The sequence below is a fragment of the Mesorhizobium sp. M0306 genome (assembly GCF_040321655.1).
Taxonomy (GTDB): Bacteria; Pseudomonadota; Alphaproteobacteria; order Rhizobiales; family Rhizobiaceae; genus Mesorhizobium.
This window is the reverse complement of the sequence record NZ_JAMYRY010000005.1, coordinates 41,199-65,430: the sequence shown is the minus strand read 5'-3', so window position 1 is coordinate 65,430 and position 24,232 is coordinate 41,199. Positions and strand designations below refer to the sequence as shown.

19 protein-coding genes are annotated in these 24,232 nt (G+C 62.8%); 1 reads left to right on the top strand and 18 read right to left on the bottom strand.

Annotation, left to right across the window (positions count from 1 at the left end):
• Positions 1-8: 8 nt before the first annotated feature.
• The 12 genes from NKI95_RS10465 to NKI95_RS10410 form a co-directional block, all read right to left on the bottom strand.
• Complete coding sequence (locus NKI95_RS10465) at positions 9-830, bottom strand: carbohydrate ABC transporter permease (RefSeq protein WP_023674179.1); 822 nt, start codon at positions 828-830, stop codon at positions 9-11.
• Positions 831-1,733: a carbohydrate ABC transporter permease gene (locus NKI95_RS10460; protein ID WP_245274609.1), complete on the bottom strand. Its 903-nt coding sequence runs from the start codon at positions 1,731-1,733 to the stop codon at positions 831-833.
• Between the two features lie 35 nt (positions 1,734-1,768).
• Positions 1,769-3,106 carry an extracellular solute-binding protein gene (locus tag NKI95_RS10455; protein ID WP_352716489.1) on the bottom strand — a complete coding sequence of 446 codons (1,338 nt, stop codon included), beginning with the start codon at positions 3,104-3,106 and terminating at the stop codon, positions 1,769-1,771.
• A gap of 61 nt (positions 3,107-3,167) precedes the next feature.
• On the bottom strand, positions 3,168-3,827 hold the full coding sequence (locus tag NKI95_RS10450) for a GntR family transcriptional regulator (protein WP_023674176.1): 660 nt from the start codon (positions 3,825-3,827) through the stop codon (positions 3,168-3,170).
• A 39-nt stretch (positions 3,828-3,866) separates the two neighbouring features.
• The gene (locus NKI95_RS10445) at positions 3,867-4,751 is read right to left on the bottom strand and encodes a dihydrodipicolinate synthase family protein (protein WP_352716487.1); all 885 of its coding nucleotides are present in this window, start codon (positions 4,749-4,751) and stop codon (positions 3,867-3,869) included.
• A 194-nt stretch (positions 4,752-4,945) separates the two neighbouring features.
• Positions 4,946-6,751: an ABC transporter ATP-binding protein gene (locus NKI95_RS10440; protein ID WP_352716485.1), complete on the bottom strand. Its 1,806-nt coding sequence runs from the start codon at positions 6,749-6,751 to the stop codon at positions 4,946-4,948.
• Positions 6,748-7,692, bottom strand: a complete 945-nt coding sequence (locus NKI95_RS10435) for an acetamidase/formamidase family protein (RefSeq protein ID WP_352716483.1) — start codon at positions 7,690-7,692, stop codon at positions 6,748-6,750. The genes NKI95_RS10440 and NKI95_RS10435 overlap by 4 nt, the downstream gene beginning before the upstream one ends.
• A complete protein-coding gene (locus tag NKI95_RS10430; protein ID WP_352716481.1) occupies positions 7,682-9,325 on the bottom strand; it encodes an ABC transporter substrate-binding protein in 1,644 nt (547 codons plus the stop codon). Before NKI95_RS10430 ends, NKI95_RS10435 begins: the two co-directional genes overlap by 11 nt.
• Positions 9,326-9,357: 32 nt before the next feature.
• A complete protein-coding gene (locus tag NKI95_RS10425; protein WP_352716479.1) occupies positions 9,358-10,278 on the bottom strand; it encodes an ABC transporter permease in 921 nt (306 codons plus the stop codon).
• Positions 10,275-11,141: an ABC transporter permease gene (locus NKI95_RS10420; RefSeq protein ID WP_352716749.1), complete on the bottom strand. Its 867-nt coding sequence runs from the start codon at positions 11,139-11,141 to the stop codon at positions 10,275-10,277. The genes NKI95_RS10425 and NKI95_RS10420 overlap by 4 nt, the downstream gene beginning before the upstream one ends.
• Before the next feature lie 19 nt (positions 11,142-11,160).
• Positions 11,161-11,763, bottom strand: coding sequence for an ANTAR domain-containing response regulator (locus NKI95_RS10415; RefSeq protein ID WP_352716477.1), 603 nt, complete (start codon positions 11,761-11,763; stop codon positions 11,161-11,163).
• Entirely contained in the window at positions 11,760-12,887 is a 1,128-nt protein-coding gene (locus tag NKI95_RS10410; protein ID WP_352716475.1) for a transporter substrate-binding protein, read from the bottom strand. Before NKI95_RS10410 ends, NKI95_RS10415 begins: the two co-directional genes overlap by 4 nt.
• A 518-nt stretch (positions 12,888-13,405) precedes the next feature.
• Between NKI95_RS10410 and NKI95_RS10405 the strand changes: the two genes are divergently transcribed.
• On the top strand, positions 13,406-14,521 hold the full coding sequence (locus tag NKI95_RS10405) for a hypothetical protein (RefSeq protein ID WP_352716473.1): 1,116 nt from the start codon (positions 13,406-13,408) through the stop codon (positions 14,519-14,521).
• A 48-nt stretch (positions 14,522-14,569) separates the two neighbouring features.
• Here NKI95_RS10405 and nadE read toward each other — a convergent pair whose 3' ends face one another.
• From nadE to smc, 6 genes are all read right to left on the bottom strand, one after another.
• Positions 14,570-15,577, bottom strand: a complete 1,008-nt coding sequence (gene nadE, locus NKI95_RS10400; protein WP_352463914.1) for an NAD(+) synthase — start codon at positions 15,575-15,577, stop codon at positions 14,570-14,572.
• Positions 15,574-17,136 (bottom strand): class I adenylate-forming enzyme family protein, encoded by a 1,563-nt coding sequence (locus tag NKI95_RS10395; protein WP_352716471.1) that lies wholly within the window; start codon positions 17,134-17,136, stop codon positions 15,574-15,576. Before NKI95_RS10395 ends, nadE begins: the two co-directional genes overlap by 4 nt.
• Positions 17,137-17,158: 22 nt before the next feature.
• Positions 17,159-17,422 carry an acyl carrier protein gene (locus NKI95_RS10390; protein WP_352716748.1) on the bottom strand — a complete coding sequence of 88 codons (264 nt, stop codon included), beginning with the start codon at positions 17,420-17,422 and terminating at the stop codon, positions 17,159-17,161.
• A gap of 19 nt (positions 17,423-17,441) precedes the next feature.
• Positions 17,442-19,379, bottom strand: a complete 1,938-nt coding sequence (asnB, locus tag NKI95_RS10385; RefSeq protein WP_352716469.1) for an asparagine synthase (glutamine-hydrolyzing) — start codon at positions 19,377-19,379, stop codon at positions 17,442-17,444.
• Positions 19,380-19,675: 296 nt separating this feature from the next.
• Positions 19,676-20,647, bottom strand: coding sequence for an NAD-dependent epimerase/dehydratase family protein (locus tag NKI95_RS10380; protein WP_352716467.1), 972 nt, complete (start codon positions 20,645-20,647; stop codon positions 19,676-19,678).
• Positions 20,648-20,755: 108 nt separating this feature from the next.
• The gene (gene smc / locus NKI95_RS10375) at positions 20,756-24,214 is read right to left on the bottom strand and encodes a chromosome segregation protein SMC (protein WP_352716466.1); all 3,459 of its coding nucleotides are present in this window, start codon (positions 24,212-24,214) and stop codon (positions 20,756-20,758) included.
• Positions 24,215-24,232: the final 18 nt, after the last annotated feature.

The following is a 24,232-nucleotide window of genomic DNA, read 5'->3' as shown; positions in this document are numbered from 1 at the left end:
CGCGCCCCTCAGCCGCCCTTGACGGCGCCGGCGGTCAGCCCCGCGACGATCTGCCTTTGCGCGAACATGGTCAGGATCAGCACCGGCAGGGTCACCACCAGCGCCGCCGCGGCGAGCGGCCCCCAGCTCACCTGCTCGTAGGACAGCATGTTGTAGACGGCGACCGGCAGGGTGCGCGTCTCACGGCTGGCGAGCACCACGCCGAAGACGAAATTGTTCCACGAGAAGATCACGGACAGGATGAACGCGACGACGATGCCCGGCTTGGCGATGGGCAGGGCAACCAGCCGGAAAACCTGCCAGGAGCTGGCGCCGTCGATGTTGGCCGCCTCTTCCAGTTCCATCGGCGTGGTCTCGAAATAGCCGATCATCACCCACACCACGATCGGCACCGTCACCACCAGATGGATGATGATCTGCGGCCACAGCGTGCCGAGTATCCCGATCCATTGGAACAGCAGAAACAGCGGGATGAGATAGGATAGCCCAGGCGTCATGCGGGCGATCATGATGACGACCGCCGATCGTTCAGCCTTGAGCCGTGCGATGCCATAGCCGGCCGGTACGCCGATCAGCAGCGCCAGCAAGGTCGCCGTGCCGGTCACCAGAACCGAATTCCAGAGATAGAGCAGGAAATTGTTCTCCTCGAACACCTTTACATAGTTCGACCAGGCGAAACGTTCCGGGATCAGGATCGGCGGATAGGCACCGTTGTCGATCTCGAATTTCAGCGACAGCGAGATCATCCAGAGGAAGAACAGGATCGCCGGCGAGACGAAAACCAGGGCAGCGAAAAACAGACCGATCTGGTTGAGTAGCCGTGAACTCATCTATTTGCCCTCCGTATCGATCCACTGCGAGCGTTGGCGCAGCATCAGCAGCACGAAGGACAGGGCCACGATGACAATGAAGAACACCACGGCCATGGCCGAGCCGTAGCCGATATCGTAGTAGGAGAAGGCGGTGTTGTAGAGATAGATGTTGATGGTCTCCGACGCCGTGCCCGGGCCGCCCTGGGTCATCGCGTAGATGATGTCGAAACTCTTCAAGGCATCGATGGTGCGGATGATGACCGCGATCATCAGGAACGGTGCGATCATCGGCAGAGTGAGATAGCGGAATTGCTGCCAGGCATTGGCGCCGTCGATCTCGGCGCTTTCGAAGGGCTCGCGCGGCACCGAGGCCAGCCCGCCAAGCACGATCAGCATGACCAGCGGCGTCCACTGCCAGGTCTCGACCGCAACAAGCGACGGGATGACCGTGTTGGCGTTGAATATCCATTCCTGAGCCGGGATGCCGACCAGCGACAGCAGGTAGTTGAGCACGCCGAGCTGAGGATGGAACATCATGGTCCAGACCAGTGCCACGGCAACGGGCGTTGCCATCATCGGCATGACGAAGACGCCGCGCAGCAAGCCGCGCAGCGGAAACCTGGCATCGAAGATCAGGGCGGCCAGAGTGCCCAGGAGCATCGGCGCTGCAACCGAGAGGAAGGTGTAGGTCAATGTATGAACAAGGGATTCCCAGAACCGTGGGTCGCTGGCCAGGCGGAGATAGTTTTCCATCCCGGCAAAGCTCCGCGACTGGCCGAGCGTCCAGCGATTGACGCTCATCCACAGGGTGAAAGCCCAGGGGAAAACGATGACGGCGCCGACGACGACGAGTGCGGGGACAACGAAGGGCCAGTAGTTGGGAGCCAGCCGGATCGTCTGGCTCCCGTCGATAACCGGCATCGTCACCCCGGTCTGTTCTGGGGTGGTGGCTGACATCAGCCCTGCTCGCTCCTGTCGAGAACCGGCTGGAACTGCTCAGTGGCCTTCTTCAGCTCCGCGGCGGGATCGGCGCCGGCAATCATGTTGGTCAGCGCCACGCCATAGATGTCGCGGAATTCGGTGACGGGGATGATGACCGGCAGCGCCAGCCGGCTGATATTGCCCGAGCCGACCACGGCATCGAGCCAGCTTGCCGGCATGGTGACGCCTTCGCGCACCTTGGGATCCTCCAGCACGGATTTGCGGAATGGAACGCCGGCGCCGGCCTGCAACAGCCGCGCGCCCATGGCTGGCGATACCGCCCACTGGCAGAACAGATAGGCGGCCTCCTTCTTCTCGCTGGCGGCGGTAACGCCAATCCCGTCGCCGAAGGTACCCGAGGCATGCGCCTTGGGACCCTTGGGCATGACGCCGTAACCGACCTTGCCGACCACTCTCGATTTTTCCGGATTTTCCATCGGCGGGGCAAAGCCCACGCCGTCGAGCCACATGCCGATTTTGCCTTGCAGGAAGGCAGACTGTGCTTCGGCCCAATTGAACCCGGTGACGCCCGGAGGGGCGGACTTGGTCATCAATCTTTGATAGAGCGCGGCAGCCTCGATCGCCTCGGGAGCCTCGGTGCGCAGCTTGCCCTTGTCATCGAGCGGCGTCATGTCGTAGCCGAGCATCAGCGACGTCCACACTGGCGTGTTTGCGTTCTTGAGCCCGCGGGCGACGAAGCCGTATGTATTGGTCGACGGGTCGGTCAGCGCTTCGGCGGCGGCCACCAGTTGCTCGAAGGTCTCGGGGTATTTGAGGCCCTTGGCCTCGAACAGCTCCTTATTCCAATAGAGGATCCAGTAGTCCACCGAGAAGGGTAGTGAGCGCAGCACGCCCTGGCCGTCCTTGGCAAACAGCATGCCGGCTTCGGCGAAGTCGCTTTCGATCAGCGCCGGGTCGGTGAGCGACGGATCGGCGAGATAGCCGGCGATGTCGGCCAGCCAGCCACCCTTCTCGAACTGGCGCTTCTGCACGTGGTAGCTCAGATGCACGACATCGAAGCTCGGCTTGCCCGAGCTCAGCTCGATCACCGTCTTCTGGCGCTGCTGCTGCTCGGGCGTGGCCTCGGCATTGACCTTGATGCCGGTCAGTTCCTCGAACTCGGCGAGATATTTCAGGATGGTGTCGCTGCGCGGGCTTTTCACCAGATTGACGTCAAGCGTCGTCCCGGCAAAGCGTTTCCAGTCGAGGCCTGCGGCAAGGCCGGGGCGAAGCCCCACAAGGCCGGCAGCGGTGAGCGCCGCGGTTCCGGCAAGGAATTGCGTCCTGGTTGGGTTGAACAGATTGGACGACATTTCTTCCTCCCGGTTGCTGTCGTTGTGGATGCGTCGCGAACCGCGGCGCGGCTATATTTCCTCAGATCTGGAGCGCCAGCCGGCGCGCATTGTCGATATGCAGACTGATCGCTTCAACCGCTTTTTGCGGATTGCGGCTCTCCATGGCTTCGATGACCGCCAAATGTTCGCGCATCACCGGCACCACACGTCCGTCGATGCGGAAACGCTCCTGGTGGATCAGCCGGATTTTCACCGAGTTGACCAGATAGGCCTTGGCGATAATCTCGTTGCCGAGCGCATTGATGAAGGTATCGTGCATCGCCCAGTCGATGTTCTGGGCCTTGGCTTCCATTTCCGGCGTCGGCGCCTGTCCCAGAGCTTGCGCCAGCATCTCCTCATGTTCGCGCCGCATGCGGGCAAGTTCGGCGTCAGAAGCGCTGGTCGTGAATAGCGCCACTGCCTCGCGTTCCATGAACAACCGAAACTGAAACGCCTCGCGTATCAGATTGATATCGATATGCGCGATCTGCATGCCGCGCTGCGGGATGGTGGTCAGCAGTCCCTCGGCCTCGAGACGCGGGACGATCTCGCGAATGGCACCCAGCGGCAGTCCGGTGAAAGCGACCAGTTCGCGCTGTGACACGAACTGCCCCGGCCGCAGATCGCGGGCCAGCAAATGCCGCGTGAAGCTAGCATAGGCTTTCTCCCGGAGAGTGATCGGTTCGCTGCCGTCTTCCACTTCAGCTCGCTTCCTTGTCGGTCAGCCCGGCCTTGTCGGTCAGGCCGCCTCTGTCGCAAACAGCCTGTTGTAGGCAGCAGCAAGCTGCCGCTGTCCTTGCGGGCCGATCGCCTCCAGGGGCGGGCGGACCGCCAGCCAGCGCTCGTCGCCGGTCTTGCGCGCGACCATGACCTTCACCGCCGGCGTGACCGGGTATTTGAGCAATTCGAGCACGAAGTCCTCGACGCGTGGGTCGTCGCGGCCGTCTTCGACCATTGCGCCGATTTCGCCGGTAACAAAATTAGCCATGCCGGAAATCGCACCCTGTCCGCCGCGGCGTACGCTTCTCGCCAGATGCCGTTCGTCGCCGATGAGGATCACCAGATCGCCGTGCGCTTCAAGCAGCGCCTCACTGTAGCTCCAGTCCCCGCCGGAATCCTTCACCCCGGCCACTACAGCGGGAAAGGCGGTGCGCAGCCGGCCAATCAGCCCAAGCGGGAGCGGCACCATGGTGACTGAGGGGATGTTATAGAGCAGCACGTCGCGCGCCAGCGGACCGAGTGCGGCGAAAACGGCGGAAAACCATCCGAACAGCCCGTCCTCGCCGACATTCTTGAAGTAGCTCGGCGGAGCGAGCAGAATGTTGCGAACGCCGCGCTGCAAAGCGTGCCGGGCCTGATCGGCGGCATCTTCGGCTGCATCGACCAGCACTGCGGCGACGAGCTGATGTGCCGGAATACCGGCCGCCAGCATGGCCTCGGTGACGATCCGCCGCTCGTCGGTGCCGACCGAGGCTCCTTCGCCGGTGGTGCCGAACAGCGTCGCGCTGCTGCAGCCGGCGCCAAGGCAGGTTCGGGCATGCGCGATCATCGGCGCGAGTGCTATCTGCCCCGACGGATCGAAGGGTGTGGTTAGGGCAACCGAAAGACCAAAGCGGGAAGCCAATGCGATCTCCGTTGAAATCAATGTGCACGTAGCGTTAGCACGCTAACATGTCAGATGTAAACTGGTGATCTTGCCAACTCGGCATCGCCGAACGGCGCTGCCGCGGGAGCGCCATCGCCGATCATTTTCCGCTGCTCGAACATCACGTATGCAGCTGTCCCCGAGCCTCTGCGGGATTGGCTGGACGAGGCAGCCTAAGCTCGATCAGTGGCGACGAGGTGGCCGTCGCCAACATCTTTGAGCTTGAGTTTCCGGGGCTCCTCACCGATGCGCCGCACAGCGCTTGGAATTTCGCTGTCCAAACGGGCGAACCGGGCGCGCCGGCGGCCTGGATCGGGAACCGGAACGGCTTCGATCAGCCGCTTTGTGTAAGGATGGCGCGGGTTGGAGAAGATCTGGTCGCGGGTGCCCATCTCGACGATCTGCCCCAGATACATTACCGCCACGCGATCGGAGATGTTCTCCACCACTGCCATGTCGTGCGAGATGAAGAGATATGCGACGCCGAATTCGCGCTGCAGCTCCTTCAGCAACCTTAACACGCGCGCCTGCACCGACACGTCGAGGGCAGAAACGCTTTCGTCGGCAATGATCAGCTTCGGTCGCAGCGCCAGCGCCCGTGCAATGCAGATTCGCTGGCGCTGCCCGCCGGAGAATTCGTGGGGATAGCGCTCCATCTGGTCAGCGGAGAGGCCGACACGTTCGAACAGTGCGGCGATCTGGGCGTGCCGCTGCTCTCTGTCGCCGATGCCGTGGATCAGCAGAGGCTCGGCGACGAGATCGCCTACTCGCATGCGCGGATCGAGGGACGCGAAGGGATCCTGAAAGATCATCTGCACATTGCGGCGTACAGCCTTGCGCTCCTTTCGACTGAGCGCCGACAGGTCGTGGCCGCCGATTGAAATGCTGCCGGTGTAGGGCACCAGCCCGGCGATCGCCTTGGCCGTCGTCGACTTGCCGCAGCCCGATTCGCCGACCAGCGACAGGGTTTCGTGCGGGGCGATCGAGAAACTGACGCCTTCGACCGCGTGCACCCTGCGGTCAACGCGGCCGAAGAAGCCGCCGTGCAGGTCGAAACGGACGTGAAGATCGCTGACAGATACAAGCTCGGCCGGCATGTTGGCGGCATCTTGTCGGTCTTCGGCCTTCCGTCCGCCGCCGATGCGCGGCACGGCGGCCAGAAGCTCGCGCGTATAATCGGCCTGCGGGCGGGTGAAGATGTCGGTCGCCCTGCCCTGCTCGACCATCCGGCCATCGCGCATGATGATGACGCGGTCCGCCATTTCGGCGACGACGCCCATGTCGTGCGTGATCAGGATAACGCTGGTGCCGTGCCCGCGCTGCAGGTCGCGCAGCAGCTCCAGCACCTCGCCCTGAACCGTGACGTCGAGGGCGGTCGTCGGTTCATCGGCGATCAGCACATCCGGGTTCAGGGCCAGAGCCATGGCAATCATCACGCGCTGGCGCATGCCGCCTGAGAGTTCGTGCGGATAGTTCTCGAGCCGCCGTTCGGCATCCGGAATTCGTACTGCCTTCAGCGCCTCGAGCGCCCTCAGCCGCGAGTAGGAGCGCGACAGCGAGGTGTGTGCCTCGATCGCCTCCGTGAGCTGACGGCCGATGGAAAGAACCGGATTGAGCGATGTCATCGGTTCCTGAAAGATCATGGCAATGCGGTCGCCGCGGATGCGGCGCATACCGCTCTCGCTGAGAGCCGCGAGATCCTGATCGCCGAGCCGGATGGAGCCTGATCTGATGCGTGCCGCCGGCTGCGGCAGCAAGGCCATGATGGCCAGCGCCGTCATCGACTTGCCGGAACCGGACTCGCCGGCGATGCAAAGCGTTTCGCCGCGCATCAGGCCGAATGTGAGGTCGGAAACGACGTCGCGCTCGCCCTCCTCGCCGCGTACGGCGACGCTCAGACCTGAGACGCTGAGTACCGGCCTGACGGAGCCACTCTCCGCAGCGGCCTGCCCGGATCGTTTGATGTCCTCCACCTTCATTCAAAGACGCAGCGGGGGAAGTAGAAAGAAACCACCCAATTGGGCATGTCCACGATCTCGCTGATGCGCAGGTCGCCGCAAACCGACACGAGCATATAGGCGTCTACCGGATCCATGCGGTAGCGGCCGGAGAGCAGGTCGATCATCTGCGAGACGGCGCTCCTGGCGCCGTCCATGAGATCCGGCCCGATACCGGTTGTCACCTCATAGCCCTTGGCGTCGAGATGTCGCGACACCGGACCGGGCGTTGTGAAACGCGGCGTCCGCAGCCGGGCATCCTTGACCAGATCGAGCGTCAGCACGGCGTTCATGGGGCTCTCGATCGCCGTGCCGCAGACCTCGCCGTCTCCTTGCGCGGCGTGCGTGTCGCCGACCGAGAACAACGCTCCCGCGACTTCTACGGGAAGGTAGAGCACCGTGCCGGCAGCAAGATCGCGTATGTCCAGATTGCCGCCCACGCGCCGCGGCGGGACCACCGAATGCAGACCCGGCTCAGCCGGGGCATTGCCGATGGTGCCGGCGAAGGGCTTGAGCGGCACCCGGCCGCTCTTGCCGAACAGCGCCGGTTCGAGCGAGGCGGCGTCGTACTTCCAGATATTCAGTGCCGGTTGAGTGAAGTCATCCGCCAACAGACCGAATCCCGGGATATTCGCCGTCCAACCGAAGCCGGACGGCTTGAACGCCTCGATGGTGATTTTCAGGGCATCGCCCGGCTCTGCCCCGTCGACATAGATTGGCCCAGTAACCGGGTTCACCTTGGCGAAGTCGAGCAAAGCAACATCGTCGACGGTGCTCTCCATCGTCAGCTGCCCGCCGGACGAGTCCAGGCACTGGAACTCGATCGTCGACCCTGGCGCGACCCGTTCGGTCGGGACAAAGGAATTGTCCCAGCCGAAATGATGGTGGCGCCCGTGGATGGTGTAGTCGCAGTTATTGCACATCGGTCACATACACATTGTCGTAGTTGATCGGGATGTGGACCGGGTCGACATAGAGGTTGTCGGCGCCACCCATGCGGGCCGATTTCATGGTGAAACGCTGCTCGTTGAACACCGGTGCCCAGGGCGCGTCTTCCATGATCTTGCCGTAGATCTCGCTCCACATCTTGGCGCGTTCGCCAGCCTTGGCCGGGTCGACGATGGAGTCGGCTTCGGCTGCCTTGGCGTCGAGCTCCTTGTTGCAATACCACGACCAATTCCAGCCGCCTGGGACGGCACCAGCGCAACCGAGGATCGGGCCGTAGAAGTTCGACGGATCGGGGAAGTCGGCGATCCAGGCCATGCCGCCGGACCAGATCATCGGCGCGCCGGACTTGTCGCCGCCGGCGGCGATGACGTTGGCCTGCGCGAGCGACTGGATGCTGGCCTTGATGCCGACCGCCGCCAGATCCTGCTGAATGGCCTGCGCGATGCGCGGGTTGGGATCGGTGTTCATGGCAAACAGCTGCGTGTCAAATCCGTCGAGATGCCCGGCCTCGGCAAGCAAGGCCTTGGCCTTGGCCACGTCATAGGGATAGCCCTTGAATTCCTTGTCATAGCCGGGCATCGACGGCGGCAACGGCTGATTGGCCGGCACCGCACGGTTGTTGATCAACTGGACGATGCGGTCCTTGTTGATCGCCATGTTGACCGCCTGCCGCACCTTCACATTGTCGAAGGGCGCCATGGTGGTATTCATGGTGATATAGCCGGTGTGCAACTGGCCGCCCTCGACGACACGGGCCTTCTGCTCGGGATCGGCCATCACCTCCTGGAATTTCGCTGGCGGAATGCCGTCGCCGGGAACGTCGATCTCGCCTTTCTGCAGCCGCAGCAGCGCCACTATCGGCTCCTGGCCGATCTCAAAGGTGATCTTGTCGAGATGCGGCAGGCCCTTGTGCCAGTAATCCGGGTTGCGCTCGAAAACTACGCGCTGGCCGAGCCTCCATTCGGCGAGCTTGAAGGCGCCGGTGCCGACCGGATGTTTGCCGAAGTCCGCGCCGTATTTTTCGACCTCTTCCTTCGGCACGACATGCGAGAAGTTGATCGCCATGACATGCAGGAAGGTGGCGTCGGGCCGGGTCAGCTCGAACTTGATCGTGTAGGGATCGACGACGGTTATGCCCGCCAGGCTTTCCGCCTTGCCGGCAGCGACGTCGTCATAGCCTTTGATCGAGCCGAAGAAGCCGGCACCCGGGCTCTGTGTCTTTGGATTGGTGACCCGGTCGAGCGAATATTTCACATCGTCGGCGGTCATCTCGCGGCCATTGTGGAACTTCACTCCGTGGCGCAGCTTGAAGGTGAAGGTCTTGCCGTCGGGCGCAATCTCGTAGCTCTCGGCAAGGTCGGGCCGCAGGTTGGTGGTGCCCGGCTCGTAGTCCATCAGCCCGTCGAACAGGCTCTTGATCATCGACCAGTTCTGCCAGTCATAGCCGATGGCCGGATCGAGCGTGGCGACGTCGTCCTTATAGGTGATGGTGATCGCGCCGCCCTGCTTGGCATTCGGATCGACGGCGCCTTCGGCGCGTACGCTTGTCATGCCAAGCACCAGCGCAAGCGCCGATGCCGCCACGGTCGATATCAGATATTTTCCCATGTCATGTTCCCTTTCTCTGGTTTTCTTTGTTTTCATCTGAGCTTGATGCGTGGATCGATGAACGGTGCGACCGTGTCGGCCAGGAGATTGCCGAGCACGATGGCAAAGGCCGAAACCAGGGTGACCCCCATGATGATCGGAATATCGATGCGCTGAATGGCCTGCCAGGCTAGCTGGCCGATGCCTGGCCAGCCGAACACGCTTTCGACAACCACGATGCCGCCCATGAAGATGCCGATGTCGATGCCGATCATGGCGATGACCGGCAGGATGGCGTTGGGCAGCGCGTGACGGAAGATAATGGCGCTGCGTGCAAGACCCTTGGCACGCGCGGTACGCACGTAATCCTGGCGCAGCACGTCGATCATCGACGTGCGCATCATGCGGGCGTACCAGCCGGCGCCGAGAATTCCCATGGTCAGCGATGGCAGCACCAGATGACGCCAGGTGCCATAACCGCCGATCGGGAACCAGCCGAGCCGCACCGCGAACACGTAAAGCAGCAGCAGGCCGACGACGAATTGCGGCGCCGAGACGCCGACGAAGGAGGCGACCATCAGCGACTGGTCGGTTGCGGTGCCACGCTTGACGGCGGCGATGAGGCCCATCGTCAGCCCGATCACGACTTCGCAAGCAATGGCGCCGACCATCAGCAGCAGGCTTGCCGGCAGCCGCGAGACGATCAGCTCCGTGACCTCCGAGCGCTGAATGTAGGAGCGACCCAGATCGCCGCTGAGCAGGCTGGTCAGGTAGTGCCAGTACTGGACGACAAAGGGCTGGTCGAGGCCGAGCTGCCGGCGGATGTTCTCGACTGTCTCGGGCGTGGCGCTGCGGCCGGCGATCTGGCGGACAGGATCGGCGGGCAGCAGATAGAGCAACGCAAAGGTGATCAGAGAGACGCCGAGCAAGATGAGCACGGACTGGACAACGCGACGGCCGAGATAGGCGATCATGCCCGCCCCCTTTGCGTCGGATCGAGAATGTCGCGCAACGCATCGCCGACCAGGTTAAAGGCTAGCGCCAGCGCCAGGATCGCCGCACCCGGAAAGAAAACCAGCCAGGGCGCTGCCTGGAAATAGGTTTGGTTTTCGAAGATGATGTTGCCCCAGGAAGCAGTCGGCGGTTGCACGCCGATACCGAGATAGCTGAGCGTCGCTTCCAGAAGCACAGTGGTCGAGATGCCGAGCGTGCCCCAGACGATGATCGTCGGCAAAAGGTGCGGCAGGATATGACGAAACAGGATGCGTGGGGCGCTTGCGCCGATAGTGCGCTCGGCATCGATGAACTCGCGCTCGGCGAGCGAACTTGTCTCGGTGTAGATGACGCGGGCGGTCTGCACCCAGTTCACCAATGCGATCACCATGGCGACGATCCACAGGCTCGGCTGGAGCACCGCCGCCAGGCAGATGGCGAGCAGCAGCGCCGGGAAGGCCATCATCAAATCGGTGAAGCGCATAAGCGCGCTGCCGATCCAGCCGCGGAAATAGCCGGCGGTGATGCCGACCAGCGTGCCGATTAGAAGCGCCACGCCATTGGCGACGATGCCGATGATCAGCGACGTGCGCGCACCGAAGAGGAGACGGGTCAGCAGGTCGCGGCCAAGCAGGTCGGTGCCCAGCCAGAACTGGGCTCCCGGCGGCAGTGGCGCGCCTTCAAGCGTGAGCCCGTCGAACATCTGCTCGTTCGGATCGTAGCCTGTCAGCCACGGTGCAAGAATGGCGCCGGCCAAGACAAGGGCAATAATCCCGAGGCCGAGCAAAGCGAGAGGCCGTTTTAGCAGACGTCGCCAGACGCCGGCGCGAGGCTTGGCTGGCATGCGCCCGGCGGCTGAGAGCTCAGGCGCGATCGGATTGGTCATCGTCGCCTTCTTTTTGTGTCATCGCCACGATCCTGCGCGCGGCGTCCTCGACGCTGATTTGCCAGCTCATCGCCAGCGAGCGGAGCTGCGCATAGGCGCGGCCGTCCTCGGCGCCCTTCGACAAGACCTCCACGGCGCGTACGATGGTCTGGCGCTCCGCGACGCGCTGACGAAGCGAGGCGATCTCGCTGGCCAGAAGCTTGCGCGCCTCGAAACTCTGCCTTGCGATCAAAAGCGCGCTATAGACGCCGGCATTGCCGACCGGTTTCAGCAATTGGGCATCGGCCTTGTGCGACAGTGCCCATTCGACACGCCCCGGCGCCTCGGAGCCGATCAGCGCTATCAGCGGCATCGGTGCCTCGCCCGGCTTCCACGGAAATTGCTCGTCAAAGCCGAGGTCGACGTCGAAGAAAACGAAGTCCGCCGCCAAGGCTTCGGCCGGCAGTTCCGGCCAGAAGCCAATCGCCTCAAGGCCGATGGCCGACAATTGCCTTGTGATCGCCTGCACGGTCGGATGTGGACGATGCAGGACAAAAGCCCTGGCGCCTCCAAGGTTCGGGATACGCGCCATCTTGCTCACGACACCACCCGCAGGCGTGGCCGCCCGAACGTCTCCGTCCGGTCATAGCGGGAAAGGTAGGGATCGGGTGCCACGCCCTTCGTCAGCGTGACCGTTTTGAACGATGTTCCATCGATACGTCCGATCTGCACCGGCAAGGTAGCGTGCTGCGTTTGCGGGTCGATGGCGATGTCGCCCAGCGGTGTTCGAAATGATGTTCCGGCAAAGACCCTGGGAAGGTCCGTCCATTGCGCACCGGGGTTGCGGGTGAGGATCTCGGCGAGCGTGCGCACCGAGGCATAAGCCGCCGCCTCGAAGGATGAGGCAGGCATGACGGAAGACACTGAAGCCGCTCCGCGATCCGCCCCCGAGGTGTCGTGAAAATAGGGCCCAACGGAAAGATGACCATCGCCTGCCCCGTCGAGCGCCGGCAATTCGCATTCCGTGAGATTGCAGGACAGGATCGGGCAACGCTCCGGCCTGAAATGCGGGTCGCTCCGGCCAAGCTCGGCATAGGCGGCGATAAACGCATAGGAAGACGGGCCGATGAGATTGTTCAGAATGAAATCAGGTCTCGTCGCCTGTATCTCCGCGATCAGCCGCGCAACATCGACCTCGCCGAGCGGCAGATAGCGTTCGCCCAGCACCTTGCCGCCAGCGTCCGCAATCAGGTCGCGCGCCACGCGGTTGGTCTCCCAACCCCAGATGTAGTTGGAACCGAGCAGGAAGCCGTCGGCGCCGAAACGAGGCACGACATAGGCAAGCAGCGGTACGAGATGCTGATTGGGGCAGGCGTGCGTGTAGACGACATGCTCGTTGGCTTCGAAGCCCTCGTACGGGCAGGCGTACCACAGCGTGCCGCCTGCCCTTTCCAGGATTGGAATGACCTCCTTGCGGCTCCACGAGGTGACGCAGCCAATGATGTGACGCGCGCCGCTGTTGGCGAGAATGTCCGCGCAGCCGCTTGCATACCGATCGATGTTGCCCTGCGGGTCGCGCTCGACCGGGATAAATTCGAATGGGATAGCGGGATCGGCGTTGACGTCGGCGATGGCGTTCACCGCACCCGCACGGCAGGATTCGGACACCAGCCGGTAGTTGCCGGACCGCGAATAGAGAATGCCGATCTCGATATGCCGTTTCAAGCAAAGCCTCAAAATGACAATGCCCCGCAGCCACCGCCGCAAGGCGAGGCATACGAGGCATTCTTGCCGCCCGGCGGCCAGAGCCGGTATTTGTCCTCACCGTATTACGCCCGCGCCCCCAGTCAAGAGCCGCCACACGAAACTTTGGCCAGCCGAAACGGTTCGACGTGGAGCACGCAACTCATGCCGCTGGTCGTGTAGAGTCCGCCCGGAACCAAAATTGCTGATGTCCAGGTATGAGGCCGGACAACCTGGTTCGCTACCATTCAAAGCAACGACTTTAATATCGGTTTACCTGAATCTGCTAGCAGCAATGACGCCGGTTTTCGACGGTCAAGCAAAGGGTCCACCTTGCCGCAGCAATTCAGCACTCCGTTCAGTCACCGGGGCGATCGCAACTGGTCGAGGTTGCACGGCTTCATGGGCGTCGAGTTGGAACTCGCGTCCGATGTTCTCGTGCCTCGCGTCGCCTTGGCCCGGAAGCTCGGTGGACGGGACTTTGGTGGCGGGAGCCGGGTTTGAGCGTCATTCGCGCCTTGCAAGGCGCCGACCTCCCGGCAGTCGCGAACATGTTTCAGCGCGTGCTGTTGAAGGAAAGGACCGAAGCGCCGGCCTCTCTCGTGGAATACATGAAACGGTTTTATCTGGATGCGCCCGGTTGCGGAGACGACCTCCGGTCGCTTGTCCACGTCAACAACGCCGGTCGCGTCTCCGGATTTGTTGGTGTCCACGTGCTGCCGATGACGTTCAACGGCCGACAACTACGCGCCGCCATCTGTAGCTCGCTCATGGTCGAAGACCATGAGCACGATCCGCTGGCCGGCGCCCGCTTGCTGAAAGCTTACCTGGATGGTCCGCAGGACATCTCCTTCAGCGAGACGGCCAACGATATCTCCGTGAAATTGTGGACGCGGCTGCGCGGCGTGGTCCTGCCGCAATACAGCCTTGACTGGGTCCGCGTGATGCGCCCCGCGGCCTTCATGCTCAGCCTTTCCGCCAATCGCATGGCGCTTGCCCGAATGCTCAATCCGTTGGCGCGTGCAGTCGACCGATTTTATTGCAGGAGGATGACGTCCAGCGAACGACGCTGGTCGGGTGTGGCGGTGGATGGGGCAGGCCACGGAGCATTTCGTACATCCGAAATCGACGGCCACGCATTCGCCAAGCTCATCGAGCCGTTTACCGCTCAATTCGCCCTGCGGCCGGACTGGACGGAAGACCAACTCGACCACATCCTGACCGATGCGGCACAAAAGCCGGATCTGGGCGAGCTTGTCTACGTTTGTGTGACGTCGCCAGTCGGCACCAATGTCGGCGCTTTCGCCTATTACGCACGGAAGTATGAAATCGGTCGCGTGCTGCAGATCCTCGCCCTCCCCGGCCAGGCGGGCTCCGTGATAGATTGCCTGATCGATCATGCCGCCGCGCGCGGCGTCAGCGGCCTGCGCGGACGCATTCAACCTGCACTTCTGGAGGCGATGCTTGGACGACGCATCGCTTTCCTGACCGTTGCCTCAACGGTGGTGCATTCACGCGATCCAGAGCTTTTGGACGCCATGAAGAACTCGCACGTCTTCCTGAATGGGCTTGCGGGCGAGCAGTGGAGCCGGCTGATCGGCAGCCGTTTCAGCTAAAACGGGACGCGTTCAAATCGGACCGTGCCACACCGCCCTACCTGTTTGTCAGGTGCCGATTTCCTCGACGTCATCAACGAGTTGCGGACGCTGGTGCAGATAACGCGTCGCCTTGCGTTTGGCGATGATATCGGCCCAGACGCGTTCCACTTGTGTGGCGGCCAACCCCGCCGCCTGCCCCACCACCTCAGCCGCCACGCCGTTGTTGAGACCGTAAAGGCAAAGATCCATACGGTCATAAGGAAGCGAGAAGTAGAACTCCTCCTGGGTCTGCGCCAGCGAGTAGGTATCGGTTGTCGGAGGCCGGTTCAGGATTTCCTCCGGAACGCCGAGATGGGCCGCCAGCGCATAGACCTGCGTTTTGTAGAGGTGGGCAATCGGCTTGACGTCCGCGGCGCCGTCACCGTTCTTCACGAAGAAACCCTGATCGTATTCCAGCCGGTTCGGCGTTCCAAGAACGGCGAAGTTCAAGCGATCGGCATGATAGTATTCAATCTGCTTGCGGGTGCGCTGTTTCATATTGGTAGCGGCGACGACGCCGAGATAGACAGGCAGCGGCATTCTCAGTTTCGTCTGCTTGCCTTCCGGATCCTGCACCACCAGGGATGAGATATTGTAATCCCCGCCCTCAAGGACGTTCGCGATCACGATCTTCGAGGCCCAGCCTTCGCCGTATTCCGGAACCAATTCGCGGATGAAGGCGTCGCGACGCTTGTAGCACCCCATTGCGCGCAGGATCGGCCCGATATCCTCCGTCACAGCCTCGACACCAAAAGTTTCGGCGACGAGGCGGCCGAGCCGCAGACTTTCAGGATCGGAATCGCTTTCCGGCATGAACAGGCAAAGCACATTCTTGGGGCCGACGGCTCGTGCCGCCAACGCGACCGAGACGCTCGAATCGATCCCGCCCGAAAGACCGAGCACAAGGCCCCGCTTGCGAAGCCCGCGCAACTGCTGGCGCAAGGCCGTTACGATACGGTCCGTTTCGGTGGCCAGGTCGATCGCCAGAGCCTGCGCCAGAAAGGTCCGCGCATCCTCGGTCGGGCGAACATTCATTGCGCGGCCTCCATTGTTTCTGCCGCAAGCCGACGGCTGACCTTGCCGGTATCGGTCTTCGGCAGCTCGCGGCGGAACTCGATGACCTTGGGGACCATGAAGTCCTCAAGGTGGCGTGCGCAGTGACGTATGATATCCTTTTCGCTCAGCGCCGGGTCGGACCGTACGATAACTGCGCCGATCGCATGCCCGAGCACGGGATCCGGCACACCGACAACCACCGCTTCCGCGATGCCCGGATGAGCATGAAGCACGGCTTCCACTTCCTTGGGCGCCACCTTCTCTCCCCGCGACTTTATGATGTCGTCCTTGCGGCCGACGAAATAAAGAAAGCCTTCTTCATCGGCCCTGAATAGATCGCCGGTGTAGAGAACCTTCTCCCAAGGGTTCGGACCCGGGCGCAGGGCTCGTGCCGTCGCAGTTTCGTTTCGCCAATAACCCTGCATGACGTGCGGCCCGCGAATGACCAACTCACCTGCTACGCCCGACGGCACCCGTTGCCCGTGGTCGTCGACGACAAAGGCTTCGGTGTTCGGAATGGCTATTCCGACCGAACCCGGCCGGCGGTCGAGCTCCTCGGGCGGCAGATAGGTGCAGCGCTTGCATTCCGTCAGGCCATACATCGAATAGAGCCTGACACCGGGGAAAAGGAACCGAAGGCGTTCTATGTGAGGCGGCGGCAAGGCAGCCGCCGTGTTGGAAATATAGCGAAGGCTGGGCAGGAAGCCCGGCGCCAGGTCCCTCATCTGCAGGATCATCGCTGCCATCGTGGGCACGAGCGGAAGCCCGGTGACGCCTTCCTGGCGGATGCGTTCAAATATCGCTTGGGGAAAAGCGAAGGACTTCTCGAGCACGAGCGTGGCGCCGAGCCTGACAGCCATCAGCAGCTGATAGAGGCCGTAGTCGAAGGCGAGGGGCAGAACATTCAAGATGATGTCGTCTGGCGAGTTGCGCAGATAAGTGGTGATGGAGTTGGCCGCCGCGTCGCAATTGCGGTGCGTCATCATCACGCCCTTGGGCCGGCCGGTCGAGCCCGAGGTGTAGATCAACATCGCAAGATCGACGTCAATGCCGCGATGGTCAATCTCCCTGGCTTGGAACGTCAAGCAATCCGCCAGCGATGTGGCACCTGCCGGGCATTGATTATCGGCAGCAACGGTGGAAGCCACGAAGATGCCGGTCTTGCCGGAGGACGTCTTGCCGGAGGATCCAGACGCCTCGGCGACCACGGGCATCAGTTTTGCTTGCGTGAGGATCGCGGCCGCATCGCAATCGGCGATGATGTAGGCCAGCTTTTCGGCCTTGGTGGATGCGTTGATCGGACTGAACGTCGCGCCTGCTTTAAGAACCGCGAAAATCGAAACCGCAGCCTCCCAGCAATTGTCCATGAAGATCAGCACCCGGTCGTCGCGCCTGACGCCATTCATGAAAAGGGCGGCGGCCAGGCGGCTCGAGAGATCGTCCAGCTCTTCGTAGCACAGCCTTTTGTGCTCGGTGATCAATGCCGTTTTGGCTGGATGGGCAGCGGCCTTCGCCGTCAGAAAATGTTCGATCCGCACGGACGCTCCTCGCCGATGGCGCCTACGCTGCCAACGCTTCTGCTTTTGCCTCGATGAAGGCTGAGATGCGGTCAATCGAATCCAGATTGGCCGGTACGATGTCGGCATCGACCATCGCGATGCCGAAATCATCCTCTATGAATGCCACGAGCTCCAACACGGCCGTCGAGTCGATGATGCCGTTCTCGATCAGTGATGCGGTGTCTGCAAGCTCGTAGGACGTGTCGCCGAACAGGAAGTTGTCGACGATAAAGGTTTTGACCTTGTCCTTGATTGTTACCATGATGTTTCCTTCCCTCGATTTCTCAGGCCGCTCGTGCTGCACCGACCTTTTGGCCGGTGAAAATCTTCTGCCACAGTTGCGTCGATAAGATGCCGACGAAGGCCGCATTGTCGCGGAATCCGGACGCTGGCTGCAAGCGGCATTTCTCGTGCAGGTTCGCCACCGCCTTGGCGTTGAATAGTCCTCCGGCGGCGATGCTCGCCTCGCTGAGCGAGTCGCGCACGTAGTCCAGTTCTCCGGCTCCAACGAAGGAGCGGGCTTCCGGCGCTCGGTAAGGCTGTTTGGTGCGCTCCCGGATGGCCGTCGGAAGCAGGTGCTTGGCAACTTTGCGCAGTATGTGTTTTTCCACCAATCCCTTCAGCTTCATTTCCGGCGGAAGTCTCGCCGCAAACTCCACCAAGCGATGGTCAAGGAAGGGGAAACGCCCTTCGATACCGTGCGCCATGGCCATGCGATCGCCCTGGCTGGAGAGGATGTAGCCCGGCAGGAGAAAGCGGGTTTCGAGATATTGCGCCTGATGCAGCGGATGCCACCGGGAAAACGCCTCAGGCAACCGGCTGGCCAGGTCCTCGGCCGCGTCATACCCCCTCAATGTCGCGCGCAGGTCACCGGAAAAGAACATCTTCGCCGCTGATGTGGTCTTGAAACGCGGCCGATGGGAGAACAGCGGATCGTCCAGGGCAGCGCTGCCGGTGCCGAAAAACGCGGCCAGGTACTCTACGGACTGCTGTTGCAGACCCGGCAGATAGGGATAAAGCTTGCGGAAAAGCTGTGGCCTTATGCGCGATGCTGGCTGTCGTGCGCAGAAACGGCGAACCCGCGCTTCCTTGAAGACATCATAGCCGGCAAAGACCTCGTCGGCGCCTTCGCCTGTCAGCACTACTTTCAAACCGGCCTGGCGAACGAGGCCGGACAATTGATAAAGGGGCGCCGGGGCGGTGCGGATGATCGGCCGCTCGGTAAAGCGGATGACTTCGGGAAACACACCGGCGATATCGCCGGCACGGCAGGCTATGGTTCGATGGCGCGTGCCAAGTGCTGACGCCATTTCGGTCTGGAAGGCGCTTTCGTCATGCTCAGCACTGTCGAACGTCACGGAAAATGTCTGCAGCTTAAGAGGAGTCATGCCGGCCGCGAGTGCCGAAACGAGGGATGAATCGAGCCCGCCCGAAAGGTAAGAACCGACCGGCACGTCGGCGCGCATGCGAAGCCTCACCGCGTCGGTCAAAAGGGCCTGCAGTTCTTCGGCCGCGTCATCCTCATTGGTGATCTTCGATGGCGCATCTCGATGAGGATAGTCCAGATGCCAGTATGGTTTGACCGTCACTTGCCCCTGTGTCGCGATCATCACGCTTGCCGGCTCCAGCTCGTGGATATTGCGGAAAGCCGTGCGTGGAGCGATCGGCGCCCACAGCGTAAAGATCTGGTCGAGTGCAATCGGATCGATTTCGGCCGAGATGCCGGGTACCTTCAGCAGGGCTTTTATCTCCGACGCAAAGTAGAGCACTCCGTCGCTGCTGGTGTAGAACAGCGGCCTAACACCCATGCGGTCTCTTGCAAGCACCATCCGCCGCCGCCGGTTATCCCAAATCGCGAAGGCGAAATCACCCTTCAGGAGAGACAGGCAGTCTTCGCCCATCTCGTCATACAGCTGCAGGAGAACTTCTGTATCGCTCGACGTGCGGAAGCGTCGGCCCTTGGCCAGCAGCCCTTCGCGCAATTCCACGTAGTTGAAGATCTCGCCGTTGAACGCAATCGTCAAATTGCCGGTTTCGTCGGACATCGGCTGCTGGCCATCACCAATTCCAATCACCGACAGCCGCGCATGCCCAAGTCCTGCCTCGGGCGCTACGAATTTCCCTTGTTCATCCGGCCCGCGATGGGCGATCGCGGACGTCATGCGCGCAAGCAAAGCTTCCGCATCCCGGACTGAACCGAAATAGCCCCCGAATCCGCACATCTACACAGCTCATACTGAACAGCAAGCCACGAAACATAGCGGTCATAAGCGCCTCAAAGGTTAATCGGATACTTTTCAGCGAGCATGTGGTTAACAGGGTGTTAGGACAAAATGATGCTTTTGCGGACCGACTTGTGCCCCACTCCAGATGTCACGCTTGATGGCGAGCTACTGTTGCACGAGCACCATGGGCCAGGTTCTTCAAAGCTTCGCGCCGGATCAGTTGCGGATTTAGGCCGAATGCCAGTGACATCGGTTCGCATCGAGATGGAAGACGTCACGGCGAGCGGTGCAAATTACTGTTTCGAGTACGGCCGGTACCAATCGACAAACTTCTTCAGCCCGTCCTCTATCGAAACGCTAGGCCTGAAGCCGAAATCCCGCTCCAGCGCGGTCATGTCGGCGTAAGTCTTCTCGACGTCGCTCGTCTGCATCGGCTCGTTGTGGCGGATTGCCTTGACCTCGAGCAGCCTTTCCAGAATGTCGATGAAGTCGCCCAGGCGCACCGGCCGGTTGTTGCCGACATTGTAAAGCCTGTTCGGCGGAACGTCAGCCGCCGGCGGCTTGTCGAGCACGGCGACAACCGCCTTCACAACATCGTCTATGTAGGTGAAATCGCGCCACATTTCGCCATTGTTGAAGACCCGGATCGGCTTGCCCTCGAGCATCGCCCGGGTGAACATCCAATAGGCCATGTCGGGACGGCCCCAGGGGCCGTAGACCGTGAAAAACCGCAGGCCGGTCTGCGGTATGCCGAACAGATGGGCGTAGGTGTGGCTCATCAACTCATCGGTTTTCTTGGTGGCAGCGTAAAGCGAAACGGGCTTGTCGACCTGGTCGGCTTCGCTGAACGGCACGCTGCGGTTGCCGCCATACACCGAGCTCGACGAGGCATAGACCAGATGCTCGAATGCCGGTTCTGTGCGACAGAATTCGAGCACTTCAAGGTGGCCCATGACATTGGAGCGGATATAGAGCCGCGGATTGTCGAGTGAGTGGCGCACGCCCGCCTGCGCGGCGAGATGGACGATCCTGACGATGCCTTGCCCGGCCAAAGCGGCCGCAAGCGCGCCCTGTTCGGCAATATCGATCTGGTGGAACGAAAAATCCTTATGGGGCAGAAGCCCGGCAAGCCGCCCCTTTTTGAGCGCCAGGTCGTAATAGTCGTTCATGTTGTCGACGCCGACGACCGCTTCTCCCCGGTCGAGCAGATGGTGGCAAACGTGACTGCCAATGAACCCCGCGGCTCCGGTGACAAGTATAGGCAACAAGCTTCTCCACGCGCATAGCCGGACCGGTATCTGGAGCGGCAGATCCGGCCATTTCGTCGTGCTATAGTCGAAAGCCGAGGTGGAGACCACCATTAACCTGATGCGTCAGCTTGCCTCGCGCATGGCTTCGGCCGCCTGCAGGTCGACCGACACCAGCTGGCTGACGCCTTGCTCGGCCATGGTCACCCCGAACAGCCGGTCCATGCGCGCCATGGTGATCGGGTTGTGGGTGATGATGACGAAGCGTGTCTCGGTGGTTGCGGCCATTTCGTCCATCAAATTGCAGAAACGCTCGACGTTGTGATCGTCGAGCGGCGCGTCGACTTCGTCGAGCACGCAGATCGGCGCCGGGTTGGTCAGGAACACGGCGAAAATCAGCGACATCGCCGTCAACGCCTGCTCGCCGCCGGACAGCAGCGTCATCGTCTGCGGCTTCTTGCCGGGCGGTCGCGCCAGGATCTCGAGCCCGGCTTCGAGCGGATCGTCGGACTCGATCAGTTGCAGCTCGGCGGTGCCGCCGCCGAACAGATGCGAAAACAGCCGTTGAAAATGGCCGTTGACCACCTCGAAGGCGGCGAGCAGCCGCTCGCGGCCTTCGCGGTTCAGGCTGTGGATCGCCTGCCGCAGCTTGCGGATCGCCTCGATGATGTCGTCGCGCTCGGAAACGATGGTCTCCAGCCGGTCCGACAGTTCCTTCTGCTCTTCCTCGGCGCGCAAATTGACGGCGCCCAGCCGTTCGCGTTCGACCTTCAGCCGGTCGAGCTGACGCTCGATCTCGGCCATTTCGGGCATCGGGCTGTCGGGTTCGAGGCCGGTGTGGCGGATCACAAGATGCGGCGGCGTGTTCAGCGTTTCCTGGATGCGCGCTTCGACTTCCAGCCGCCGCTCGTCGGCGGCGGTCAGCCGCTCTTCGGCGCGAACACGCGTTTCGCGAGCTTCGGCGAGCGACTGGATGGCAGCGGTCGCAGCCTTGTCCATCTCGGACTGCCGGTTCTCCGCTTCCTGCAAGCGGTCGCCCGCAGCTTTTCGCAGGCTTTCGGCCTCGGCGAGCTGCGACAGCAAGGCGCGCCGCTTGGCGTCGATCTCGTCGGGTGCGTCGGCCAGTTGCTCGCGCTCGGCCTCCGCCTCGGCCTTACGTTCGCCGAGTGCCGCAATCTGCGTCGAGGCGTTTTCGGCGCGCTCCACCCAGTTGCGCCGTTCAGAGCCGATGGCATCGAGCCGGCGCGCACGTGCCTCGGCTTCCCGCCTCAGGCCCTCGTGAACGGCACGCGCATCGGCAAGGGCGGCGCGATCGCGGGCGACGTTGGCGGCCGACTGCTCGAGCTGCAACTGCAGATCGCCGAGATCGGGCGCGTCTTGCAGCAGCATTTCCGCCTCGATGAATGCCGCCGCCGTTTCCTCATGGCTGTCGACAATGCGTGCGCGCGCCTCGTCAAGTGCGGCACGCCGGCTCGACAGTTCGCCGCCGGCTTTTTCGGCCTCGGCCAGCGTGTTGCGGGCAGCGTCGAGCCCGTGCTGGGCGTCGCGCCCGGCCTGTCGGGCATTGCGTTCGGCCTCGCTCGCCTGGGCAAGCGCCTGTTCGGCCTGCGCAAGGGCCTGTTCAGCTTCGCGCAGGGTGCGCGTCGCTTGGACTGCTTCGGCATCGAGTTCGGCCAGCCGGTTTTTTTGCGCCAGCCGCTGCGCGGCGGCGGTCGGCGCATCGGCGCTCGCGGTGAAGCCGTCCCAACGCCACAGCGCGCCTTCGCGGCTGACCAGCCGTTGACCGGGAGCAAGCAGCGTCTGCAGCCTTCTTCCGGCGGCGGCCTCGACAATGCCGATCTGGGCCAGCCGGCGGGCCAGCTGCGCCGGCGCGCGCACAACGCTGGCGAGGCTCCTTATGCCTTCGGGCAATGCGGCGTCGGCGGGCTGGATTTCGCTCTGGCCCCAATGCACCGGCGCACTGCGGTCGAGCGGCACGTCGAGATCTTCGCCAAGCGCGGCACCCAGCGCCGTTTCGTAGCCGCGCTCGACGCTGATCTGCTCCAGCACCGAGGGAAATAGATCGCCGCTGGCGGCGTTGAGGATCTTGGCCAACGTGCGGGCCTCGGTTTCGATCCGCGCCAGCTCGGCCTTTGCGTCCTGAACCGGTGGGCGGGCAGCACTTTCGCCCGCGCGTGTCTCGGCGACCGCCTGTTCGGCGGTAATGGCGGCTGCCTCGGCCTCTTCGAGCAGCGCCAGCGCCTGATCGACCAGCAGCCGCTTCTCGGCGGGATCGGGCAGGCCGGCGACCCTGGAGACGATCTCCGACAATTCGCGGTCGACATCGGCAAGCTGGCGGGCAAAGCGGTCGCGGCGCTCAGCGGTGTCGCGCAGCGTCCGTTCGATCTGGTTGCGCGAGGCGGCGGCCTCCGCCCGTTCGGCGGTCAGCGCGGCGAGCCTGGCCTCGCTCAAGGCAAGCGTCGATGCCGCCTGCTCGAAGGCCGCGCGGGTGCTGGCCTCGCGCTCGGCGGCGCCGGCGTTTTCGGCGTTGAGCGCGGCTTCTTCGGCGGCGAGACGTTCGAGGATATCCGCATTGTCGCGGACCATGCGCTCCTCGCGGGCAAGGTCGCCATCAAGCTGTTGCAGTCGGCGGTCGAGCTCAGCCTGGCGGGCGCGGATGCGGCCTGCCTCTTCCTCGATCTGCGCCTTGGCGATCGACAGACGTTGGAAGGCTGCGGCGGCGGCGGCTTCCGCATCGCGCAGGTCCGGCAGCCGGTGGGCGTTGATACCTTGTTCCCTGGCGGCAGCCATCTGGGCGGCGGCACGGTCGCCGACCAGCGCGGTGGCAATCGCCAGCGCCGAACGCGCTTCGCCTTCCTGCGTCTTGGCCAGCGTCCAGCGCAGATGCAGCAGCGTCGCTTCGGCCTTGCGGATGTCGGCCGACAGGTTCTTGAAGCGCGAGGCCTGGCGGGCCTGGCGTTTCAGGCTTTCGATCTGGCTTTCCAGCTCGCCGACGACGTCGTCCAGCCGTTCGAGGTTCTGTTCGGCTGCCTTCAGCCGCAGCTCGGCTTCGTGGCGGCGCGTGTGCAGGCCGGAAATTCCGGCCGCCTCTTCCAGCAGTGCGCGGCGCGCCTGCGGCTTTGCCTGGATCAGCTCGCCGATGCGGCCCTGGCCGACCATCGAGGGCGAGCGGGCGCCGGTCGACTGATCGGCGAACAGCAGCTGAACGTCCTTGGCGCGAGCCTCCTTGCCGTTGATGCGGTAGAGCGAGCCCGCCTCACGCTCGATGCGACGCGAGACCTGCAACTCATCGGCGTCGTTGAAGGCGGACGGCGCGGTGCGGTCGCTATTGTCGAGGAACAGCGTGACTTCGGCGGTGTTGCGGGCCGGACGCGTTCCCGAGCCGGAAAAGATGACGTCGTCCATGCCGGACGCACGCATGTTCTTGTAGGAGCTTTCGCCCATAACCCAGCGCAGCGCCTCGACCAGGTTCGACTTGCCGCAGCCATTCGGCCCGACGATGCCGGTCAGGCCGCGTTCGATGACGAACTCGCCGGGTTCTACGAAGGATTTGAAGCCGAGCAGGCGAAGGCGCGAGAACTTCATTCGCGCCTGCCCATCGCC